The organism is Mycobacterium hubeiense (assembly GCF_002838065.1).
GTDB classification, from domain to species: domain Bacteria; phylum Actinomycetota; class Actinomycetes; order Mycobacteriales; family Mycobacteriaceae; genus Mycobacterium; species Mycobacterium hubeiense.
Genome location: NZ_PIZU01000040.1, coordinates 15,026 through 30,268 on the forward strand (window position 1 = coordinate 15,026; position 15,243 = coordinate 30,268).

Below are 15,243 nucleotides of genomic sequence, written 5' to 3' on the forward strand. Positions count from 1 at the left end.
TGGCCTTGACAAACTGATGATCGAAATATCGTGCACTTACGCCCACGGTGCGTATGATCGCTATATGAATCACCAGGCGGCATTGGTCTACGACGCTGTTGAACTCGGCGAGCGCATCAGATTTGCACGCAAGGAAAAAGGCTTCCGACAGGATGAGCTCGGTGATCGGGTAGGCGTGACGCGAATGACGATATCTCGCCTCGAGCGCGGTGAGCCGGTCAGTGTCGACACCGCGCTGCGCGCGCTCTCGGAGTGCGGCTACGCGATCGCCGTGGCACCAAAGTTCACTCGAATGGCGGTGATCGATGCCGACTAGACGCCTAAACGTATGGCTGTACGGCATTCATGTCGCTCGGCTGAGCGAGCCGCGTCCCTTTCGACTCCGAATGGATTTCACGACTGACGCACTCGACGCATTCGGTGAGGGCAGCCGGGTCCTATCACTGTCGCTGCCGATCAGCAGAGAACCGGTTTTCGATGGAAAACGGCGAGCCGACAACGTCGTTTCGGCATTCCTCGAAGGCTTGCTGCCCGAAGGCAACGTTCGCCGACACCTGGCCACCGAGGCGAACGTGCCCGTGACCGACACGATGGGACTACTGCGAAAAGTTGGCGCCGAGTGCGCCGGCGCAATCCAGATCCTTCCCGACGGGGTCGAACCGGGTGACGGCCGCGTGCGCCGCCTCACCGCCGAGGAGGTCACGAGACTGGTCGCCGATCTACCGACCTATCACCTGCCGGACGGCACGACACCACAAGCGTCCCTGGCAGGAATCCAAGACAAAGTCCTGCTCGTCTTGCTACCCGATGGTTCGTGGGGTTGGCCGGAAGACGGCGCACCGTCGACACACATCATCAAACCCGAGCCCCTCGGGGGCGCGTTGCAGCAGCTCGTACAAACCGAAGACTGGGCGCTGCGGGTGGCGAAGCACGCACGAATCGCAGCGGCGGAATCCGTCCTCACGAGGTTCGATGAGCGCGACGCGATCGTTGTCACCCGCTACGACCGCACCAAATCAGGGTTACGGCTACATCAGGAAGATTTCTGCCAAGCGCTTGGCCTCGACCCTCAAGCCAAGTACGAAAGCACCGCGGAGTTCCAAAGGTACGGCTCAAGACTTCGACGCGTTGCGCGGGCAGCCGCAGCGAGGTCACGTGACCCTGACGCATTTCGCACCGCGCTACTCGAGGCCGTCACGCTCAATGTCGTGATTGGCAACGGAGACGCCCATTCGAAGAACTACTCGTTGCTGATTGACCGCGTGGGAAGCGTGTCTTTGGCGCCTGTCTACGACGCCGCACCCGTCATGCATCTCGATGCCAGGTACAAAGGCACTGGGCACATCATCAACGGCAAGACCAACATCGACGGAATCGACGTCGAGGACCTAGCCAACGAGGGTGCCTCGTGGGGAATGTCGATGAGACGGGCCCGGACTACCACCGAAGAATCGATGGAACGTCTCCACGAATCGGTCGACCGGGTCCCGCTGCCACCTGGCGCCGAATATGTGAAGGCAAGGCTGAAGAGCCTATGGCTGCGGCGATCTTGGCCAGCAGCAACACCCAACTAGGCTCCACACTCATGACAGTGCAGCGCCTCGAGCCCTACGCCGTCACGGTGTTCGCGGAGATGTCGGCGCTGGCCGCGCGCATCGGCGCGGTGAATCTGGGCCAGGGCTTTCCCGACGAGGACGGCCCGCCGGGCATGCTCGCGGCCGCCCAGCAAGCGATCGCCGACGGTGTCAACCAGTACCCGCCGGGCATCGGCATGCCGGTGCTTCGGGAAGCGATCGCCGCGCAGCGCAAACGCTACTTCGACGTCGAATATGACCCGGACACCGAGGTGCTGGTGACCGTCGGGGCCACCGAGGCCATCGCCGCCGCGGTGCTCGGCTTGGTGGAGCCGGGCTCCGAGGTGCTGTTGATCGAACCCTTCTACGACTCCTACTCCCCGGTGATTGCGATGGCGGGCTGTTACCGTCGCGCGGTGCCGCTGGTGCCGGACGGCCGCGGGTTCGCGGTGGACATCGACGCGTTGCGGCGGGCAGTCAGTCCGCGGACCAAAGCGCTGATCGTCAACACACCGCACAACCCGACCGGCACGGTGTTCACCGATGAGGAGTTGACGGCCATCGCCGAATTGGCCGTAGCTGCAGACTTGCTCGTCATCACCGACGAGGTCTACGAACATCTGGTCTTCACCGGCCGTCGTCACATTCCACTGGCCGGCTACCCGGGGATGGCCGAGCGCACCGTCACCATTTCGAGTGCGGCCAAGATGTTCAACGTCACGGGCTGGAAGATCGGATGGGCTTGCGGCGCACCGGAACTCATCGCCGGGGTGCGGGCGGCCAAGCAATACCTCAGCTACGTCGGCGGCGCCCCGTTCCAGCCGGCGGTCGCGCATGCACTCAACAGCGAGCAGGCATGGGTCGCTTCGCTGCGAGAGTCGTTGCAAGCCAAGCGCGACAAGCTGGCCGCCGCGCTGGCGGAGTTGGGTTTCGAGGTGCACGACAGCTTCGGCACCTACTTCCTGTGCGCGGACCCGCGGCCGCTGGGCTACGACGACAGCACGGCCTTCTGCGCGCAGCTACCCGAACGGGCCGGTGTTGCCGCGATTCCGATGTCGGCGTTCTGCGATCCCGACGCGCCGCACGCCGACGTGTGGAATCACTTGGTGCGCTTCACCTTTTGCAAGCGTGACGACACGCTCGACGAGGCGATCCGCCGACTGGCCGTGTTGCGGGACTAGAGATACCGCGAGACTGTCGTTGCCGGGCGAAAGTCCGAGTAACGACCTCCATAACTGCAGTCTCGCGACGGTATGGCCGGCCACTATTCCCGGTGCACGTATTCCATCACGCGTTTGCGCAGCCGCTCCGTCGCCACGTCGAGGACGAGTTTCTTCCCGCGCTTGACCAAGAACTCCGGAATCGGCATGCCCAACTCGACGATGACGTCGAAGCGCACCCGCGTCTTGTCGACCTCAGGCGTCAGGTTGTACTCGACATGCTGTCCGCGCTGCTGCAAATTCTCTTCGGCATCCCAGACCATCCAGCGATCGCCCCAGTGATACTCCAGGAGCTCTTTGTCCGTGATGCCCATGAGCTTCAGCGTGGCCTTGACGTGATGCGGCCGGCCGTCCGGATAGCGGTCGATCACCTCGACGGACTTGTGCAGCGGCGACCACGACGGCAGCGAATCGACGTCGGCGAGCACATCCATGATCGCCTCCGGTGAGGCGTCGACGACGACTTCCCGCGATGCTCTGACCGCCATACCAGCAAATGTAGCCCGCGTTGCGGGCGTCTACCCCTTCTTCACGTCGAGCACTCGCTTGCGCAGCCCGTCGGTCGAGGTCTCCATCGCGCCTTTGATGGCGCGTTTGAGGATGAAGCCCGGGATGGGCACCGACGGGTCGACCGTGAGCTCGAAGCGGACCTTGGTCTTCTCGCCGTCCGGCGTCAGGGTGTACTTCGCGTCCTGCGCCTTGAGCTGGCCCGCGCTGATCAACGTCCAGCTGGGGCCGTCGTCAGCCCAGGTGTACTCGATGACTTGTTCGTCGGTGATGCCCGCGGACTTGACCTTCATCTTGACTCGATGCGGTCTGCCTTCCGCGTCGGTGTCGACAATCTCGACACTCTGCTGCTGCGGGGTCCATTCGGGGTTCTTTTCGACATCGGCGAGGACATCCAGGATCTCCGACGGGCTTGCTTCGATGACGACTTCACGCGAGTCGGTGACTGCCATGGCGTGACACTATTTCATTGTGGTCAAGGCAGGCGGCGAAAGCACACTGACCGTCGTCATCGCGTTCGCTGCCAATTTCGCCATCGCCTCCGCGAAGACCGTGGCCGCTGTGATTTCGGGTTCGGCGTCGATGGTCGCCGAGGCCGCACACTCCTGGGCCGACACCGGCAACGAGGCGTTCCTGCTGATCGCCAACCGGCGCAGCGCCCGGGCGGCCGACGCGTCGCGGCCGCTGGGCTACGGCCGGGAGGCCTACGTGTGGTCGCTGCTGGCGGCCGTCGGCCTGTTCGTGGTCGGCGCGTCGGTGTCTGTGTGGCACGGCGTCAGCGAGCTGGTGGGCGGATCCGAGGCCACTCACGAAGACTATTTGATCGCCTACCTGGTGTTGGCGATCGCCTTTGTGCTGGAAAGCTTTTCATTCTCGCAGGCGCTGCGGCAATTGCGCGGCGAAGCCCGTGAGCTCGACCGCGACCTGCTCGAACACGCCGTGCGGACCTCCGATCCGACGGTGCGCACGGTGTTCGCCGAGGACGCCGCCGCGCTGATCGGCATCGTGCTGGCGCTGGCCGGTATCGGGCTGCACCAGCTCACCGGGTCGGCCGCGTGGGATGCGTTCGGCTCCATCGCGGTTGGGCTTCTGCTGGGGGTGGTCGCGGTGTTGCTCATCGACAGCAACCGCCGATTCCTCACCGGCGAGGCGCCGTCCCCGCAGATCCGCGACGCTGCCATCGCCGAGATCGAGCGACTGCCCGAGGTGGCCTCGGTGCGGTATCTGCGCATGGAATTCGTCGGTCCGCGACAGCTTTTCCTGGTCGCCAGCGTCGACCTGATGGGTGACCAGCTGGAGTCCTCGGTCGCCCACACGCTGCGCCGCCTCGAACGCGAACTCGAACGCAACCCGCACGTCGTCGATGCCGTGCTCACCGTTTCCGCGCCGGACGCACCGGGTATCCAAGGCCGGTGACCAACCACAAGCCCAAGACCACCGAATCCGACGTCGAAGGCGCCGACGACGACGTGCAGAGCGACCCGGCCAAGGGCGCGGGGGATCGCGCAGACTGGTCCGACGAAGGCGGTGCGACCCCCAGCGGTCCCGCCAAGGACGACCGCTAAATCGATTCGGCCAGCGCCGACAATGTCTCGGCGGCGGTGTATTTCGGCGTCCAGCCCAACAGCGTCTTGGCTTTGCGGGTGTCCATCACCACCGACGTGCGACCCACGTGCAGCCATTCCAGCACTGACGGGACGTACGGCAACCGCGAAATGACCTCCGACGCCGCGGTCACCGTCGCCTTGGGCACCCGCACCGGGCAGGCGCCGAGCGCCTCGGCCACCTCCGACATGGACAACACGCCGTCGGCGGCGATGTTGTACGCGCCCGGCGGCGCGGAAGTCGTTGCCGCCAAGGCGATTGCCTCAGCGACGTCGTCGTGGTGGACCAACTGAAGTGGTGTGCCGGGATCGGGGAACGGCGGCTTGAGCAACGGCAACGCCTGGGTGAAACGCTTGACCGGACCGGGCAGCTGGTTCCACGGCATCGCGTCGGCGAGCGCGGTGGCCTTCGGCCCGGCCACGATGCACGGGCGCAGCACGTACACCTCGAGCGTCGAGTCGGCGGTGATTTCGGCCAGCGCCGCCTCGCACGCGGCCTTCTGTTCGGAGTAGTAGTGCTCGGGCGACCCGCGCGTCGGCACGTCCTCGGTGATGGGCACCGGATTGTCGTAGTGGTAGCCGTAGGCGGCCACCGACGACGTGTACACCAGCCGCCGCGGCCGCTTCGCGGCCACCGTCGCCTCGAAGACGTTGCGGGTGCCCTCGAGATTCACCCGCGCGCTTTCCTCGCGCGAGCCCATGATGATGAAAACCAGATGGATCACGACGTCGGCGTCGGCCACCAGCGCGTCGACGGCCCGCCGGTCGCGGATGTCGCCCTGCAGATACTTGGTCTTGGTCCAGCCGCGCGCGGCCGGGTCGAACGGCCGGCGGGCCATCCCCAGGATGTGGTCGACCTCGGGACGCCGCTCCAGCGCCTCGACCGCGGAGATGCCGATCTCGCCGGTGGGCCCGGTGACCGCCACCGTGGAAGCCATGGCGAGGGCGTTCCCCGCCGAAGGGCTGCTCAAACGTCAGAATGCCTCGGCGAGCGCTTGATGGGCGGCGTTGTAGCCGGGGATGAAAGTGATGCCGGGTCCGCCGTGGCAGCCTGCGCTGCCGAGGTACAGCCCGTCGATCGGGATGGGTTGGTCGACATAGCCTTTCGGGCCGGGCCGGTTGATGCCTATCTGGTCGGGGTGGATGAGGCCGTGGCAGTAGTCGCCGCCCGGGGCACCAAACATGGTGCCCATGTGCCGCGGCGTGAAGGTGGTGTGCCTGATGATGAGCTTCTCGAAGTCCGGTGCCAGCCTGGTGATCTTGTCGATCACCCGTTGACCCATCGCGGTCTTCATCTGGCCGTAGCTGGCCTGGCTGTTTTCGATCGGGAACCACAGCGAGAAGGCCGACGCCGCGTGCTTACCACGCGGTGCCAGATCCGGATCGTTGGCGGACGGGATCTGCAATGCGATCGCGGGGTCTTTGGGCACGACACCGCGGCGGCAGTCCTCCCACTGCTGCTGCAGCTCTTCGGGCGTGCTGAAAATGCCGATGTTGGACTGCATTTGGCGATCGTTGAGCATGGCGTACGGTTCGGCGAAGGTCGGCATGTCGTCCAGCGCGAAGTGCATCTGCAGGTAACTGCCGCGGTGGTCGACGTGGGAGAAGCGCTGCCGTATGTCAGCAGGCACGACGTTTTGGTCGAGCAGACGGGTGACGGTGAGGTCGGGGGCCACCGCGGAGACGACGACGGGTGCCGTCGCGGCCGAGCCGTCCTCGAGGCGCACGCCGCTCACGCGGCCGTCGTCCACGGTGATCTCGGTGACCTTGCTGCGCAGACGCAATTCGCCGCCGTTGGACGTGAACAGCTCGCGAAGGTGCGTCGTCAATGCGCCGATGCCGCCGCGCAGTTTCTTGACCAGCAGCGCGTTCTCGTCGGGTACGGCGAACCCGTAGGCGAGCGCCGCGGCGGTGCCGGGAGTGGCCGGCCCGCGGTAAGTGGTGTTGACGGCGAGCAACGCCAGCATGCCCCGCAGCGCGCCGTGTTTCTCCCGGTCGGGCAGGTAGCGGTCGAGCACATCGGTGACCGAACCGAACAGCATGTCGGTGATCGTCGAGCGCTCGAATTCGTTTGTGGCGCAGGCATACATCTCGTCGAGCGTCTTCGGCGGCCGGCCCGCGTCGAACCGGCCAAGGGCGCGGGTCGGCGCCTGGCTCCACGCCATCAGCCCGGCGATGCCGTTGACCGCCTCGGCACCGTGCACCTCGCCCAGATGGGTCAGCAGCTTCACCGGGTCGGTGTAGTAGACGAGCGGATCGTCACCGACGCCTCGCAGCGACACCGACATCACGTCCAGGTCGATGGTTTCCAGCTCGTCGAGTCCCAGCTCGCGGCTGACCTTGGCCGACGTCGGAATCTGCACCGAGCCGGCGATCTCGAACTTGAACCCGTCGAACAACTCCACCGTGGAGGCCATCCCGCCGGCGTAGAGCTTGGCGTCCAGGCAGAGCGCGCGCCGACCGGCACGCTGCAGGATCGCAGCCGCAGCCAACCCGTTGTGGCCGGCACCGATAACGATCGCATCGTAGTCCGCCATCGGCCGAGGCTGACACGCCGCACCAAGTTTTGTCAATTATGACGAAACTTGTTCGGAATCCCCTCGGCGAGAGAGTCCAATGCCTCGCGCGTGAGCCGTGTCAGTTCGGGAAGCGAACGCTCCTGACCGAGCATCCACGCCTCCATCGCACCGAAAACCGCAGCCGCGATGCAACGCGCGGTGACGGTGATCTGCATGCCCTCATCGGTGCCGGGCGTAGGCGGGTGGCCGTCGGCGAGATGCTGTTTGATCGCATCGGCGAAGTCGGCTTCGACTTGGCGCATGTGCCGGGCGATCCGGCCCGGCTCGAGCTCTTGTGCACGCAGGGCGGCGGTCTGCGCGACGGCCCAATCCTCATACGGCCGTGCCATGATCGCCGTGTACACCGCCTCGATGATCGGCTCGTCGGGATCACGTGCCGCCAGCGCGGCCCGGAACCACTGCAGCCCGGCATAGTCGGCGAAGAGCAGATCGTGCTTGGACGCGAAGTGGCGGTAGAACGTGCGCAGGGAGACCCCGGCGTCAGCAGCGATCTGCTCGGCCGAGGTGTTCTCGACGCCCTGGGCGAGGAAGCGCACGACGGCTGCCCGCCGCAGCGCTTCGCGCGTGCGCTCGCTGCGTGCGGTTTGGGCAGGCCGGACCATAAGCAAGAAGGTACCCGAGGCAAGTTATGTCAATATTGACAAAACTTGGTTCGGGGATGGAAGACTCCGGCTCATGGTTTCGCTGATCATCCATCTGGTCCTGGGAATCGCCACGCTGGCCCTCATCGTCAAGGCCAATCCGGCCATCTTCGCGCGCTACACATCGGGTCGGCAGGTGACCAAGCTCGAGCTCTTCTATTACGTCGTCGGCATCGCGTCGGTCGTGCTGGGCTACTACTTCAACCACCAGTTCGTCGCCGAGTACGCACCGGCGGGCGGACACAATCCGATCTGGGGGCCAGGCAGCTGGGCGGAGTTCATTGCGCTGGGCTATGACAACCCGGCCGCGAGTTCGGCGAGCCAGGACTACACGATCATGAGCCTGCTGATCTTCCCGGTGTTCGCAGTGGTCGACGGCCGGCGGCGCGGCATCAAACACGCATGGCTGTACTGCGGGTTCATCTTGTTCGCCAGCTCCGCGTTCGCGTGGGCGTTCTACCTCGCTACCGTCGAGCGCCAGCGTCGGCACCAGCACGCGACGGTGCCGGCCCCCGCCGCCTGAGCCACGCTTCGAAGCGGCTCATCACGTCGTAGTAGTGCGTCGGCGTGAGTCTCGTGAGAATGTCGAACACATAGGCGTCGGGCCCGACGAGAATACGGGCCTTGCCCTGCTCGACACCGCGATGGATGATCGCGGCGGCCTTGTCCGGCTTGGTCAAGGTGATCGCCGCGAACTCCTGGACCATCTGCTCGTGGGTGCGGCCGCGGCCCTCCGGATCCTTGCGGAAGCGGGCATTGCGCACGATGTTGGTGTCGATGCCGCCGGGGTGGACGTTGATCGCCGTGACTCCCGTGCCGCGAAGCTCTTGCCGCAGCGAGTCGGTGAACCCGCGGACGGCGAACTTCGCCGAGCAGTAAGCACTCTGATTGGGCATGCCGGCCAGACCGAAGACGCTCGAGGTGTTGACGATGGCGCCCTCGTCCTGCTCGACGAGGATCGGCAGAAACGCCCTGGTTCCGTTGACCACACCGTGGAAATTGATGTCCCACAACCAGTTGTCGTCTTCGGGAACCGCGTCGAGCACACTGGACGCAACAGCGACGCCCGCGTTGTTGAATACCGCACCGATCGGTTGCGGCGCCCACTCCCGCACCTCAGCGGCGAATGCGTGCTGCGCGTCGGCGTCGCGAACATCGAGCACCTTGGCGAGTGCCGGGCCGTGCAGGCTGACCTCGGTTTCCTTCAGTCCGCGCTCGTCGACGTCAGCGATGGCCACCGGGCAGCTGTGCGCCGAAAGCCGTTGCGCCAGAGCGCGGCCGATGCCGGATGCGGCGCCCGTGATCACCACGGTGCGACCGCTGATGGTTCTTTTGCTCACAGCTGCTCCTCGAGTTTCGCCAGGCTGGTGTGTTCGGTGATCGCATCGATGAGACGTCCCCACGCACCGGCCGGCAGGTCATGGCCCATCCCGGTGATGATCTGCAGCCGCGCGCCCGGGATGGCGCGGGCGGTGGCGGCGCCTCCGCTCGGATGAACCATCTTGTCGCGGTCGCCATGGATCACCAGCGTGGGCACGTCGATGTGGCCCAGTTCACGGGTGCGATCACCCGACGCGAAGATCGCCGCCAGCTGCCGAGCCACGCCGTCGGAGGTGGGGTCGCGATCCCAGTCGGTGCCGGCCTTCTCACGGATCCAGGCCTCGTCGAACGGAAACCCGTGGGAGCCAATGTGCTTGAACATCCGCACGGCTTGCTCGACCGCGTCGGCGCGGGTGCGTGGTGGTCGCCGCGTCGCCATGCGCAACCATGTCGACAGCGCCGGCCGGCCGATACGCGGCGCACCCGTATTGGACATGATCGAGGTCAGCGACCGCACCCGTCCCGGGTGGTGCGCGGTCACCGTCTGGGCGATCATGCCGCCCATCGAAATCCCGACCAGATGCGCGTCGCGATACCCGAGCGCATCGAGCAGGCCCACGGTGTCGCGGGCCATGTCACCGAGGTGGTACTGGCGAGGATGGCTGCCGCCGCGAAGAATTGCCAACGGGTTAGGCGGCGGGAAGCTCAGGTGGGTCGACCGTCCGACGTCGCGGTTGTCAAACCTAATGACGTGATATCCGCGTTCGGCCAGGGCGGTCACGAAGCCGATCGGCCAACTGTGCAGCTGCTGCCCGAGACCGGCGATCAGCACGATCGGCGGGTCGACCGGATCGCCGAACTGCTCGTAGCACAACCGGATACCGCGGCCGACGTCGACAACCTTCTGCTGCGGTGTCACGCCGAGACTCGCTGGGCGTCGCTTGGGGTTTGCATGACGGACTTGTCCTTTCGTCGGTACACCACGGCGCGGCCGCCGCGTGCCGGAGCAGTCGCGATTCCGCGGGAGTGGCGTCGCTCGCCCGGTGAATACGTTGTGCCGAACTCGAATTCGCGCAGCAGCGTGCGCAGCGTGACGTTCATCTCCATGTTGGCGAAGGCGGCGCCGATGCAGCGGCGGATGCCTCCGCCGTACGGGATCCAGGTGTGCGTATCGGGGGTGGCGCCGAGGAAGCGGTCCGGATTGAACGCTGTCGCATCGGCGAAATTGCGTTCGGACAGATGCGACATGGTGATGCTCGCGATGATCGCGTGGCCTTTGGGAATCACCCACTCCCCCAGTCGTATTCGCTCACGGGCTACGCGGCTGGTCGCCTCGACGACGGGCCGGGTCCGCTGCACCTCCCAGATGGTGGCCTGCAGCAGTTCCGATCCGCCGGCGTCGACTTCTTCGGTCAGTCGTGACAGCAGCCGGGGGTGGCGCCGCAATCGCTCGATCGCCCACGCCAACGTCGTGGCCGTGGTCTCGTGACCGGCCGCCAGCAGGGTGAGCAGTTCGTCGGCGACGTGGCCGTCGGAGATGGGCGATCCGTCGTCGTATCGGGCCTGCAGCATGAGTGCCAGGACGTCGTTGCGCTCCGCGAACGCCGGATCGGTGCGGGCTTCGGCGATCAGCGACGCGATGATCTCGTCATAGCGTCGCCGGGAGCGCTGCACCCGCCCCCACGGACTCCACGGGCCGAGGTCGCGGCGAAGGAACGTCGGCAGCACCGCCATCCGGGATGCCAGCGGCACCATCGGCGGCAGCAGTTCGCGCAGCTCGTCCAACGCGCCGCCCTGCGCGCCGAACACCGTGCGCAGAATCGCGTTGAGCGTGATTCGCATCATCGGCTGCAGGGTTTCGAATTCCTGCCCCTCAGGCCAGCCGGCGATCTCGCGGAGCACCTCGTCCTCGACGATGGCCTCATAGCCGGCCATCCGCTTGCCGTGGAACGGCGGGACCAGCAACTTGCGGCGGGCGCGGTGCTCGTCGCCGTCGAGGCTGAAGGTCGACCCCGGCCCGAGGACGGTGCCGAGATTGGTGGCACGGCCGAGCAGGTCGCCGCTGGTGGTGAACAGGTCCTTGATCAGGTCCCGGTCACTGATGACGACCGCCTCGCCGAAGATCGGCAGGTTCACGGTGAAGGTCCCGTCATAGCGCTTACCGATCGCCCTGACCGCGCGGTGTCGCGCCGTGAGGAAGGCGATCCCCACGAGCGCCTTCGGGATCTTCGGGCCGGGCGGGAGCCGAACGGGCTCCGTCGTCGCCTCCGCCATATCGCCGCCTTCCGCCGGTACCGCGATGTACCGGCTACGGTACGCCCTGGTACCGAAGCGGCGCAAGCCCCTCGTTTCCACGTTCACCAGCAAACTGCACTGCGCCTGCTCCGGTGAGCACCGCTATGGACGGGTCAGCGGCGTGGCTCCAACAGCGCGATCGACGCGTCGACGGCTTCGTCGGTGATATCGCTCATGCGTCCACCGTTCTCGACGGTGATCGCGGTCAGCTCGCGCAGCCCTCCGAGCAGCATGATGATGCGTTGCCGCGACACCGGACCCGCGCCGTCGCGAAAGTCGGCGACGCCGGACAGCGCCTGGACCATCGCGATGAAGTTCTCCATCACGTCCCGCTGCAACTGGCGGGCCGGCGTACCAAGCGACGGCACGTCGCGGATCCAGCTCAACATCAGCGACGGGTGCGATTCCCCCGACGAGATCCACGCCTCGATGGCCTGCCGCACCTGGCTACGCCAAGGCGCGTTGCCATCGACGGCTGCAGCAATCTGTTTCACCTGTTCGGCATTCGCTTCGGTGAGGAGCGCGACGAAACACGCCTCCCTGCTGTCGAAGTGCTCGTAGAACGTCCGGCGGGAAGTGCGTGCTCGTCGGACGATGTCGGCGACGGTCGTTTTCTGATAACCGTCCTCGGCGATCGACTCCTCGAGTGCAGCGAGCAGCCGCTGGCGGAACTTGCCCTTATCGCTATCGGGCTCCGCCGATTTCGCCGTCCTCACGAAACAACCTTCATTTCGGAGTGCCATCGTACTGTGTGAATCACCCGTTGTGCGTTCTTCACACGCGTTATATTCGGCCGGTGACCAGCGGAGATCCGCTGACCGGCCGCGACTGCGAACTCGCGGCCATCCGTCGCGCACTCAGCAGCACCGGCAAGTACTCCGGTGTGGTGATCGTCGGGCCCGCGGGCGTGGGCAAGACCCGTCTCGCCCGGGAGGCGCTGTCGCGGGCCGCGGCGGCCGGTGATCGTACGACGTGGGTGGTCGGCACCGAATCCGCACGGCCGCTTCCATTGGGCGCATTCACCGGTGTGATCAACGCGGCCATGTCGAAATCACTGCCGAACGTGCGCCGGCTGATCGATTCGTTTGTCCCACAACCAGGTTCGGGGCGCATGGTGATCGGGGTGGACGACGCGCACCTGCTCGACGGCTTGTCGGCGCACGTCATTCACCAACTGGCACAGGCCCGTGGCGTGCGGCTGATCGTCACGCTGCGGTCCGGTGGAACTGAGCCCGATGCGGTGACTGCACTGTGGAAAGACGGCCTGCTCGATCGGCTGGATCTCGAACCGTTTTCGGCCGAGGCAACCCGCGCGCTGATCGAGTCGACGCTGGGCGGGCCGATGGATGGCCGTAGCGCGCAACGGTTCTGGCGGCTGACGGGCGGGAACGCGCTGTATGTGTTACAGCTGTTGAAGGATCAGGTCGCAGCCGGCCGGATCCGGCGGGTGGCCGGGGTATGGATGTGGGACGGCGATGTCGTGGTGTCGCAAAGCATCAGCGATATGGTCGGTCGCCAGTTGGGTCAGCTCACGCCGGAGCTGGCGCAGGTGGTCGACATGCTGTCGCAATGCGAGCCGCTGCGGGTGGACGTGCTGTGCGATCTGGTGCGCCGCCGCGATCTCGAGGTCGCAGAGCAGATGCGTCTGGTGACCGTCGAACGCAGCGGCACAAAGCTGCTCGCGCGGCTGGCGCACCCGCTCTACGGCGAATTGCGTCGCGCGACCGCAGGCGAGATGTATCTGTCGAATCTGCGAGGCAAGCTGGCGCAACGCCTCGCCCAGGAACCCGACGGCGACATGCAGGCCACAGTGCGACGGGCGCTGCTGCACTTGGAATCGGATCTCGATCCTGACCCCGACCTGTATCTCGAAGCGGCGCAACACGCCATGACACTGTTGGATCCCGACGTCGCCGACAGATTCGCTGTGGCGGCGGCGGATTGCGGTGCGGCCGAGGCGGGACCGATGCGGGCGATGTCGATGGTCCTCGTCGGCCGCGGCGAGCAGGCCGAGGAAACTCTGCGCGAGATCAGCACGGAGGGAAGGGAAGACAGCCACTACTGGTCGACGGTGCGTGCGGCCAACCTGATCTGGATGCTGGGCCGGCCACTCGAGGCGGTGGCGATCCTTGACGAGTTAGCGGCCTCACCCGAATCCGACACCGAGCGCAATGCGCGGCTGGCAGTGGAGGCGTGCGCCGATGCGGTGCTGGGCCGTTGCGAGGCGGCCGAGGAAAAGGCCAGGGCGGCAATGGCTTCGGAGACATTGTCGGACCATCATGCGATGCTGGCGTCCATCGCGTTGATGATGGCGCTCGGCGCGCTGGGCCGGGTCGACGATATGACCACCGTCGCCTGGCAGGCGCTCGACCGTGCCACCACGTCGTTCCAGTCGTCGCAGATGCGGTTCTGGTTCGGCGCCGTCTACGCCCGGGCGTGCCGGCTGACCGGCCGCATCGACGAATGCGTGACGGTGGCCAAGCAACTGGCGGAGTCGGTGCGCGATGTTCCGGGCGTCGCGTACGCCAATCTCGCATATCTGCTCGGCCACTCCGAGCTGGCATCCGGCTCGCTGCGCTCCGCGGTGACATATCTGCATGAGGCGCTCGCGGGTGTCGAACAGCACGGCGTCACAACGGGTTTGCATCCTGCGAGTTGTTTCGCGCTGGCCGAGGCACACGCCAAGCTCGGCGAACCGGAAGCGGCGAACGACGCACTCGAAGAGGCACGCCGGTGCGTGCCCAAGGATTACGTCTACATGCAGACCGCCCTTTCGGTGGCGACCGGGTGGACCTTGGCCGCCGGCGGTGCCCTCAGCGACGCCATTGCGGTGGTCAACGACGCCGCCCACGATGCCCGCGACCGGGGGCAGCCGACGCATGAGCTGGCCTGCATCCAGGCGGCGACCCAGTGGGGCGACACCTCGGGCGCTTCGCGGGCACGCGAACTCGCGGATATGCTCTCGCTGCCGATCGCCAAAGCCGTTGCCCAGCATGCGGAATCGCTGTGCGCGAACGATGCCGAAGGGTTGCTCGATGTGTCGGGCGCCTACAAGGAGATCGGGGATCTGGCCACCGCCGCCGACGCCGCCGCGCAGGCCGGGGTCGCATTCACCAGCAGCGGACGGCGCAAGCGCGGCCTGTACGCCGCGGCGGTGGCGCGTGAACTCGCCGCCGCATGCGGGGGCCTGTGCACGCCCGCGTTGCGCAATCCGGCCGACCAGCCGTTGACCGACCGGCAACGCGAGATCGTCGAGTTCGTGGTTGCCGGGCTGACCAACCGCGAAATCGCCGAGCGATTGTTCATGTCGGTGCGCAGCGTCGAGGGACACGTATATCGGTCGTGCCTGAAGGTGGGCGCGAGCTCTCGCGAGGAGTTGGCGAAGATCATCCGCGCAGGCCGGTGGGCGCAATAACACTTGTGTGGCCAGGGCCGGGATCGAACCGGCGACCTTCCGCTTTTCAGGCGGACAGAATAGGCACTGACCTGCGGTTTATGTACTT

At 66.1% G+C, this 15,243-nt stretch carries 16 protein-coding genes, 1 tRNA gene and 1 pseudogene; 8 read left to right on the forward strand and 10 right to left on the reverse strand.

Translation table 11 applies throughout. The features are described from left to right. Positions 1-16: 16 nt before the first annotated feature. The 4 genes and pseudogenes from CWS39_RS23190 (at position 17) to CWS39_RS23200 (ending at position 2,755) form a co-directional block, all read left to right on the forward strand. Positions 17-316 carry a helix-turn-helix domain-containing protein gene (locus tag CWS39_RS23190; RefSeq protein WP_233213644.1) on the forward strand — a complete coding sequence of 100 codons (300 nt, stop codon included), beginning with the start codon at positions 17-19 and terminating at the stop codon, positions 314-316. Next, positions 306-632 (forward strand): annotated as a pseudogene (locus CWS39_RS29775) (HipA N-terminal domain-containing protein); the annotation flags it as partial. The gene CWS39_RS23190 and the pseudogene CWS39_RS29775, both read left to right, overlap by 11 nt. 42 nt (positions 633-674) lie before the next feature. After that, a complete protein-coding gene (locus tag CWS39_RS23195) occupies positions 675-1,574 on the forward strand; it encodes a HipA domain-containing protein (RefSeq protein WP_233213648.1) in 900 nt (299 codons plus the stop codon). An 11-nt stretch (positions 1,575-1,585) separates the two neighbouring features. Next, positions 1,586-2,755, forward strand: a complete 1,170-nt coding sequence (locus CWS39_RS23200; protein ID WP_102145255.1) for a pyridoxal phosphate-dependent aminotransferase — start codon at positions 1,586-1,588, stop codon at positions 2,753-2,755. Positions 2,756-2,838: 83 nt separating this feature from the next. Here CWS39_RS23200 and CWS39_RS23205 read toward each other — a convergent pair whose 3' ends face one another. Both CWS39_RS23205 and CWS39_RS23210 read right to left on the reverse strand, forming a co-directional pair. Further along, a complete protein-coding gene (locus CWS39_RS23205) occupies positions 2,839-3,282 on the reverse strand; it encodes an SRPBCC family protein (protein WP_102145256.1) in 444 nt (147 codons plus the stop codon). 30 nt (positions 3,283-3,312) lie between these two features. Next, the gene (locus tag CWS39_RS23210; protein WP_102145257.1) at positions 3,313-3,753 is read right to left on the reverse strand and encodes an SRPBCC family protein; all 441 of its coding nucleotides are present in this window, start codon (positions 3,751-3,753) and stop codon (positions 3,313-3,315) included. Between the two features lie 19 nt (positions 3,754-3,772). Between CWS39_RS23210 and CWS39_RS23215 the strand changes: the two genes are divergently transcribed. Both CWS39_RS23215 and CWS39_RS29285 read left to right on the forward strand, forming a co-directional pair. Continuing rightward, the gene (locus tag CWS39_RS23215) at positions 3,773-4,717 is read left to right on the forward strand and encodes a cation diffusion facilitator family transporter (RefSeq protein WP_102145258.1); all 945 of its coding nucleotides are present in this window, start codon (positions 3,773-3,775) and stop codon (positions 4,715-4,717) included. Continuing rightward, on the forward strand, positions 4,714-4,866 hold the full coding sequence (locus CWS39_RS29285) for a hypothetical protein (RefSeq protein WP_199178273.1): 153 nt from the start codon (positions 4,714-4,716) through the stop codon (positions 4,864-4,866). Before CWS39_RS23215 ends, CWS39_RS29285 begins: the two co-directional genes overlap by 4 nt. Here the strand turns inward: CWS39_RS29285 and CWS39_RS23220 are convergent. The 3 genes from CWS39_RS23220 to CWS39_RS23230 are packed head-to-tail and all read right to left on the reverse strand — an operon-like array spanning position 4,863 to position 8,086. Next, positions 4,863-5,843: an NAD-dependent epimerase/dehydratase family protein gene (locus CWS39_RS23220; protein ID WP_102145259.1), complete on the reverse strand. Its 981-nt coding sequence runs from the start codon at positions 5,841-5,843 to the stop codon at positions 4,863-4,865. The two genes, CWS39_RS29285 and CWS39_RS23220, sit on opposite strands and share 4 nt — an antisense overlap. Positions 5,844-5,879: 36 nt before the next feature. Then, positions 5,880-7,442 (reverse strand): phytoene desaturase family protein, encoded by a 1,563-nt coding sequence (locus CWS39_RS23225; protein ID WP_102145260.1) that lies wholly within the window; start codon positions 7,440-7,442, stop codon positions 5,880-5,882. 32 nt (positions 7,443-7,474) lie between these two features. Further along, positions 7,475-8,086, reverse strand: coding sequence for a TetR/AcrR family transcriptional regulator (locus CWS39_RS23230; protein WP_102145261.1), 612 nt, complete (start codon positions 8,084-8,086; stop codon positions 7,475-7,477). 73 nt (positions 8,087-8,159) lie between these two features. Between CWS39_RS23230 and CWS39_RS23235 the strand changes: the two genes are divergently transcribed. Then, entirely contained in the window at positions 8,160-8,648 is a 489-nt protein-coding gene (locus CWS39_RS23235) for a DUF2834 domain-containing protein (RefSeq protein WP_102145262.1), read from the forward strand. On the opposite strand, the gene CWS39_RS23240 is transcribed toward CWS39_RS23235, so the two are convergent. The 4 genes from CWS39_RS23240 to CWS39_RS23255 all read right to left on the reverse strand — a co-directional run bounded on the left by CWS39_RS23240 (position 8,590) and on the right by CWS39_RS23255 (position 12,456). Beyond that, complete coding sequence (locus CWS39_RS23240; protein ID WP_102145263.1) at positions 8,590-9,465, reverse strand: SDR family NAD(P)-dependent oxidoreductase; 876 nt, start codon at positions 9,463-9,465, stop codon at positions 8,590-8,592. The genes CWS39_RS23235 and CWS39_RS23240 overlap by 59 nt on opposite strands. Continuing rightward, positions 9,462-10,364: an alpha/beta fold hydrolase gene (locus tag CWS39_RS23245; protein ID WP_102145264.1), complete on the reverse strand. Its 903-nt coding sequence runs from the start codon at positions 10,362-10,364 to the stop codon at positions 9,462-9,464. Before CWS39_RS23245 ends, CWS39_RS23240 begins: the two co-directional genes overlap by 4 nt. Beyond that, positions 10,361-11,719, reverse strand: coding sequence for a cytochrome P450 (locus CWS39_RS23250; RefSeq protein WP_102145265.1), 1,359 nt, complete (start codon positions 11,717-11,719; stop codon positions 10,361-10,363). The genes CWS39_RS23245 and CWS39_RS23250 overlap by 4 nt, the downstream gene beginning before the upstream one ends. Positions 11,720-11,853: 134 nt before the next feature. Further along, positions 11,854-12,456, reverse strand: coding sequence for a TetR/AcrR family transcriptional regulator (locus tag CWS39_RS23255; protein WP_233213645.1), 603 nt, complete (start codon positions 12,454-12,456; stop codon positions 11,854-11,856). Between the two features lie 80 nt (positions 12,457-12,536). Here CWS39_RS23255 and CWS39_RS23260 point away from each other — a divergent pair, with 80 nt between their 5' ends. Next, complete coding sequence (locus CWS39_RS23260; protein ID WP_102145267.1) at positions 12,537-15,155, forward strand: LuxR family transcriptional regulator; 2,619 nt, start codon at positions 12,537-12,539, stop codon at positions 15,153-15,155. 8 nt (positions 15,156-15,163) lie between these two features. Here CWS39_RS23260 and CWS39_RS28950 read toward each other — a convergent pair. Continuing rightward, a tRNA-Phe gene (locus tag CWS39_RS28950) sits at positions 15,164-15,228 on the reverse strand. Between the last annotated feature and the right edge of the window lie 15 nt (positions 15,229-15,243).

Bases quoted from the DNA above. Each gene is read 5' to 3' on its own strand.
- CWS39_RS23210 (WP_102145257.1), bottom strand. From the start codon at position 3,753: ATGGCAGTCACCGACTCGCGTGAAGTCGTCATCGAAGCAAGCCCGTCG.
- CWS39_RS23220 (WP_102145259.1), bottom strand. From the start codon at position 5,843: ATGGCTTCCACGGTGGCGGTCACCGGGCCCACCGGCGAGATCGGCATC.
- CWS39_RS23225 (WP_102145260.1), bottom strand. From the start codon at position 7,442: ATGGCGGACTACGATGCGATCGTTATCGGTGCCGGCCACAACGGGTTG.
- CWS39_RS23250 (WP_102145265.1), bottom strand. From the start codon at position 11,719: ATGGCGGAGGCGACGACGGAGCCCGTTCGGCTCCCGCCCGGCCCGAAG.
- CWS39_RS23230 (WP_102145261.1), bottom strand. From the start codon at position 8,086: ATGGTCCGGCCTGCCCAAACCGCACGCAGCGAGCGCACGCGCGAAGCG.
- CWS39_RS23235 (WP_102145262.1), top strand. From the start codon at position 8,160: ATGGTTTCGCTGATCATCCATCTGGTCCTGGGAATCGCCACGCTGGCC.
- CWS39_RS23205 (WP_102145256.1), bottom strand. From the start codon at position 3,282: ATGGCGGTCAGAGCATCGCGGGAAGTCGTCGTCGACGCCTCACCGGAG.
- CWS39_RS23190 (WP_233213644.1), top strand. From the start codon at position 17: ATGATCGAAATATCGTGCACTTACGCCCACGGTGCGTATGATCGCTAT.
- CWS39_RS23200 (WP_102145255.1), top strand. From the start codon at position 1,586: ATGACAGTGCAGCGCCTCGAGCCCTACGCCGTCACGGTGTTCGCGGAG.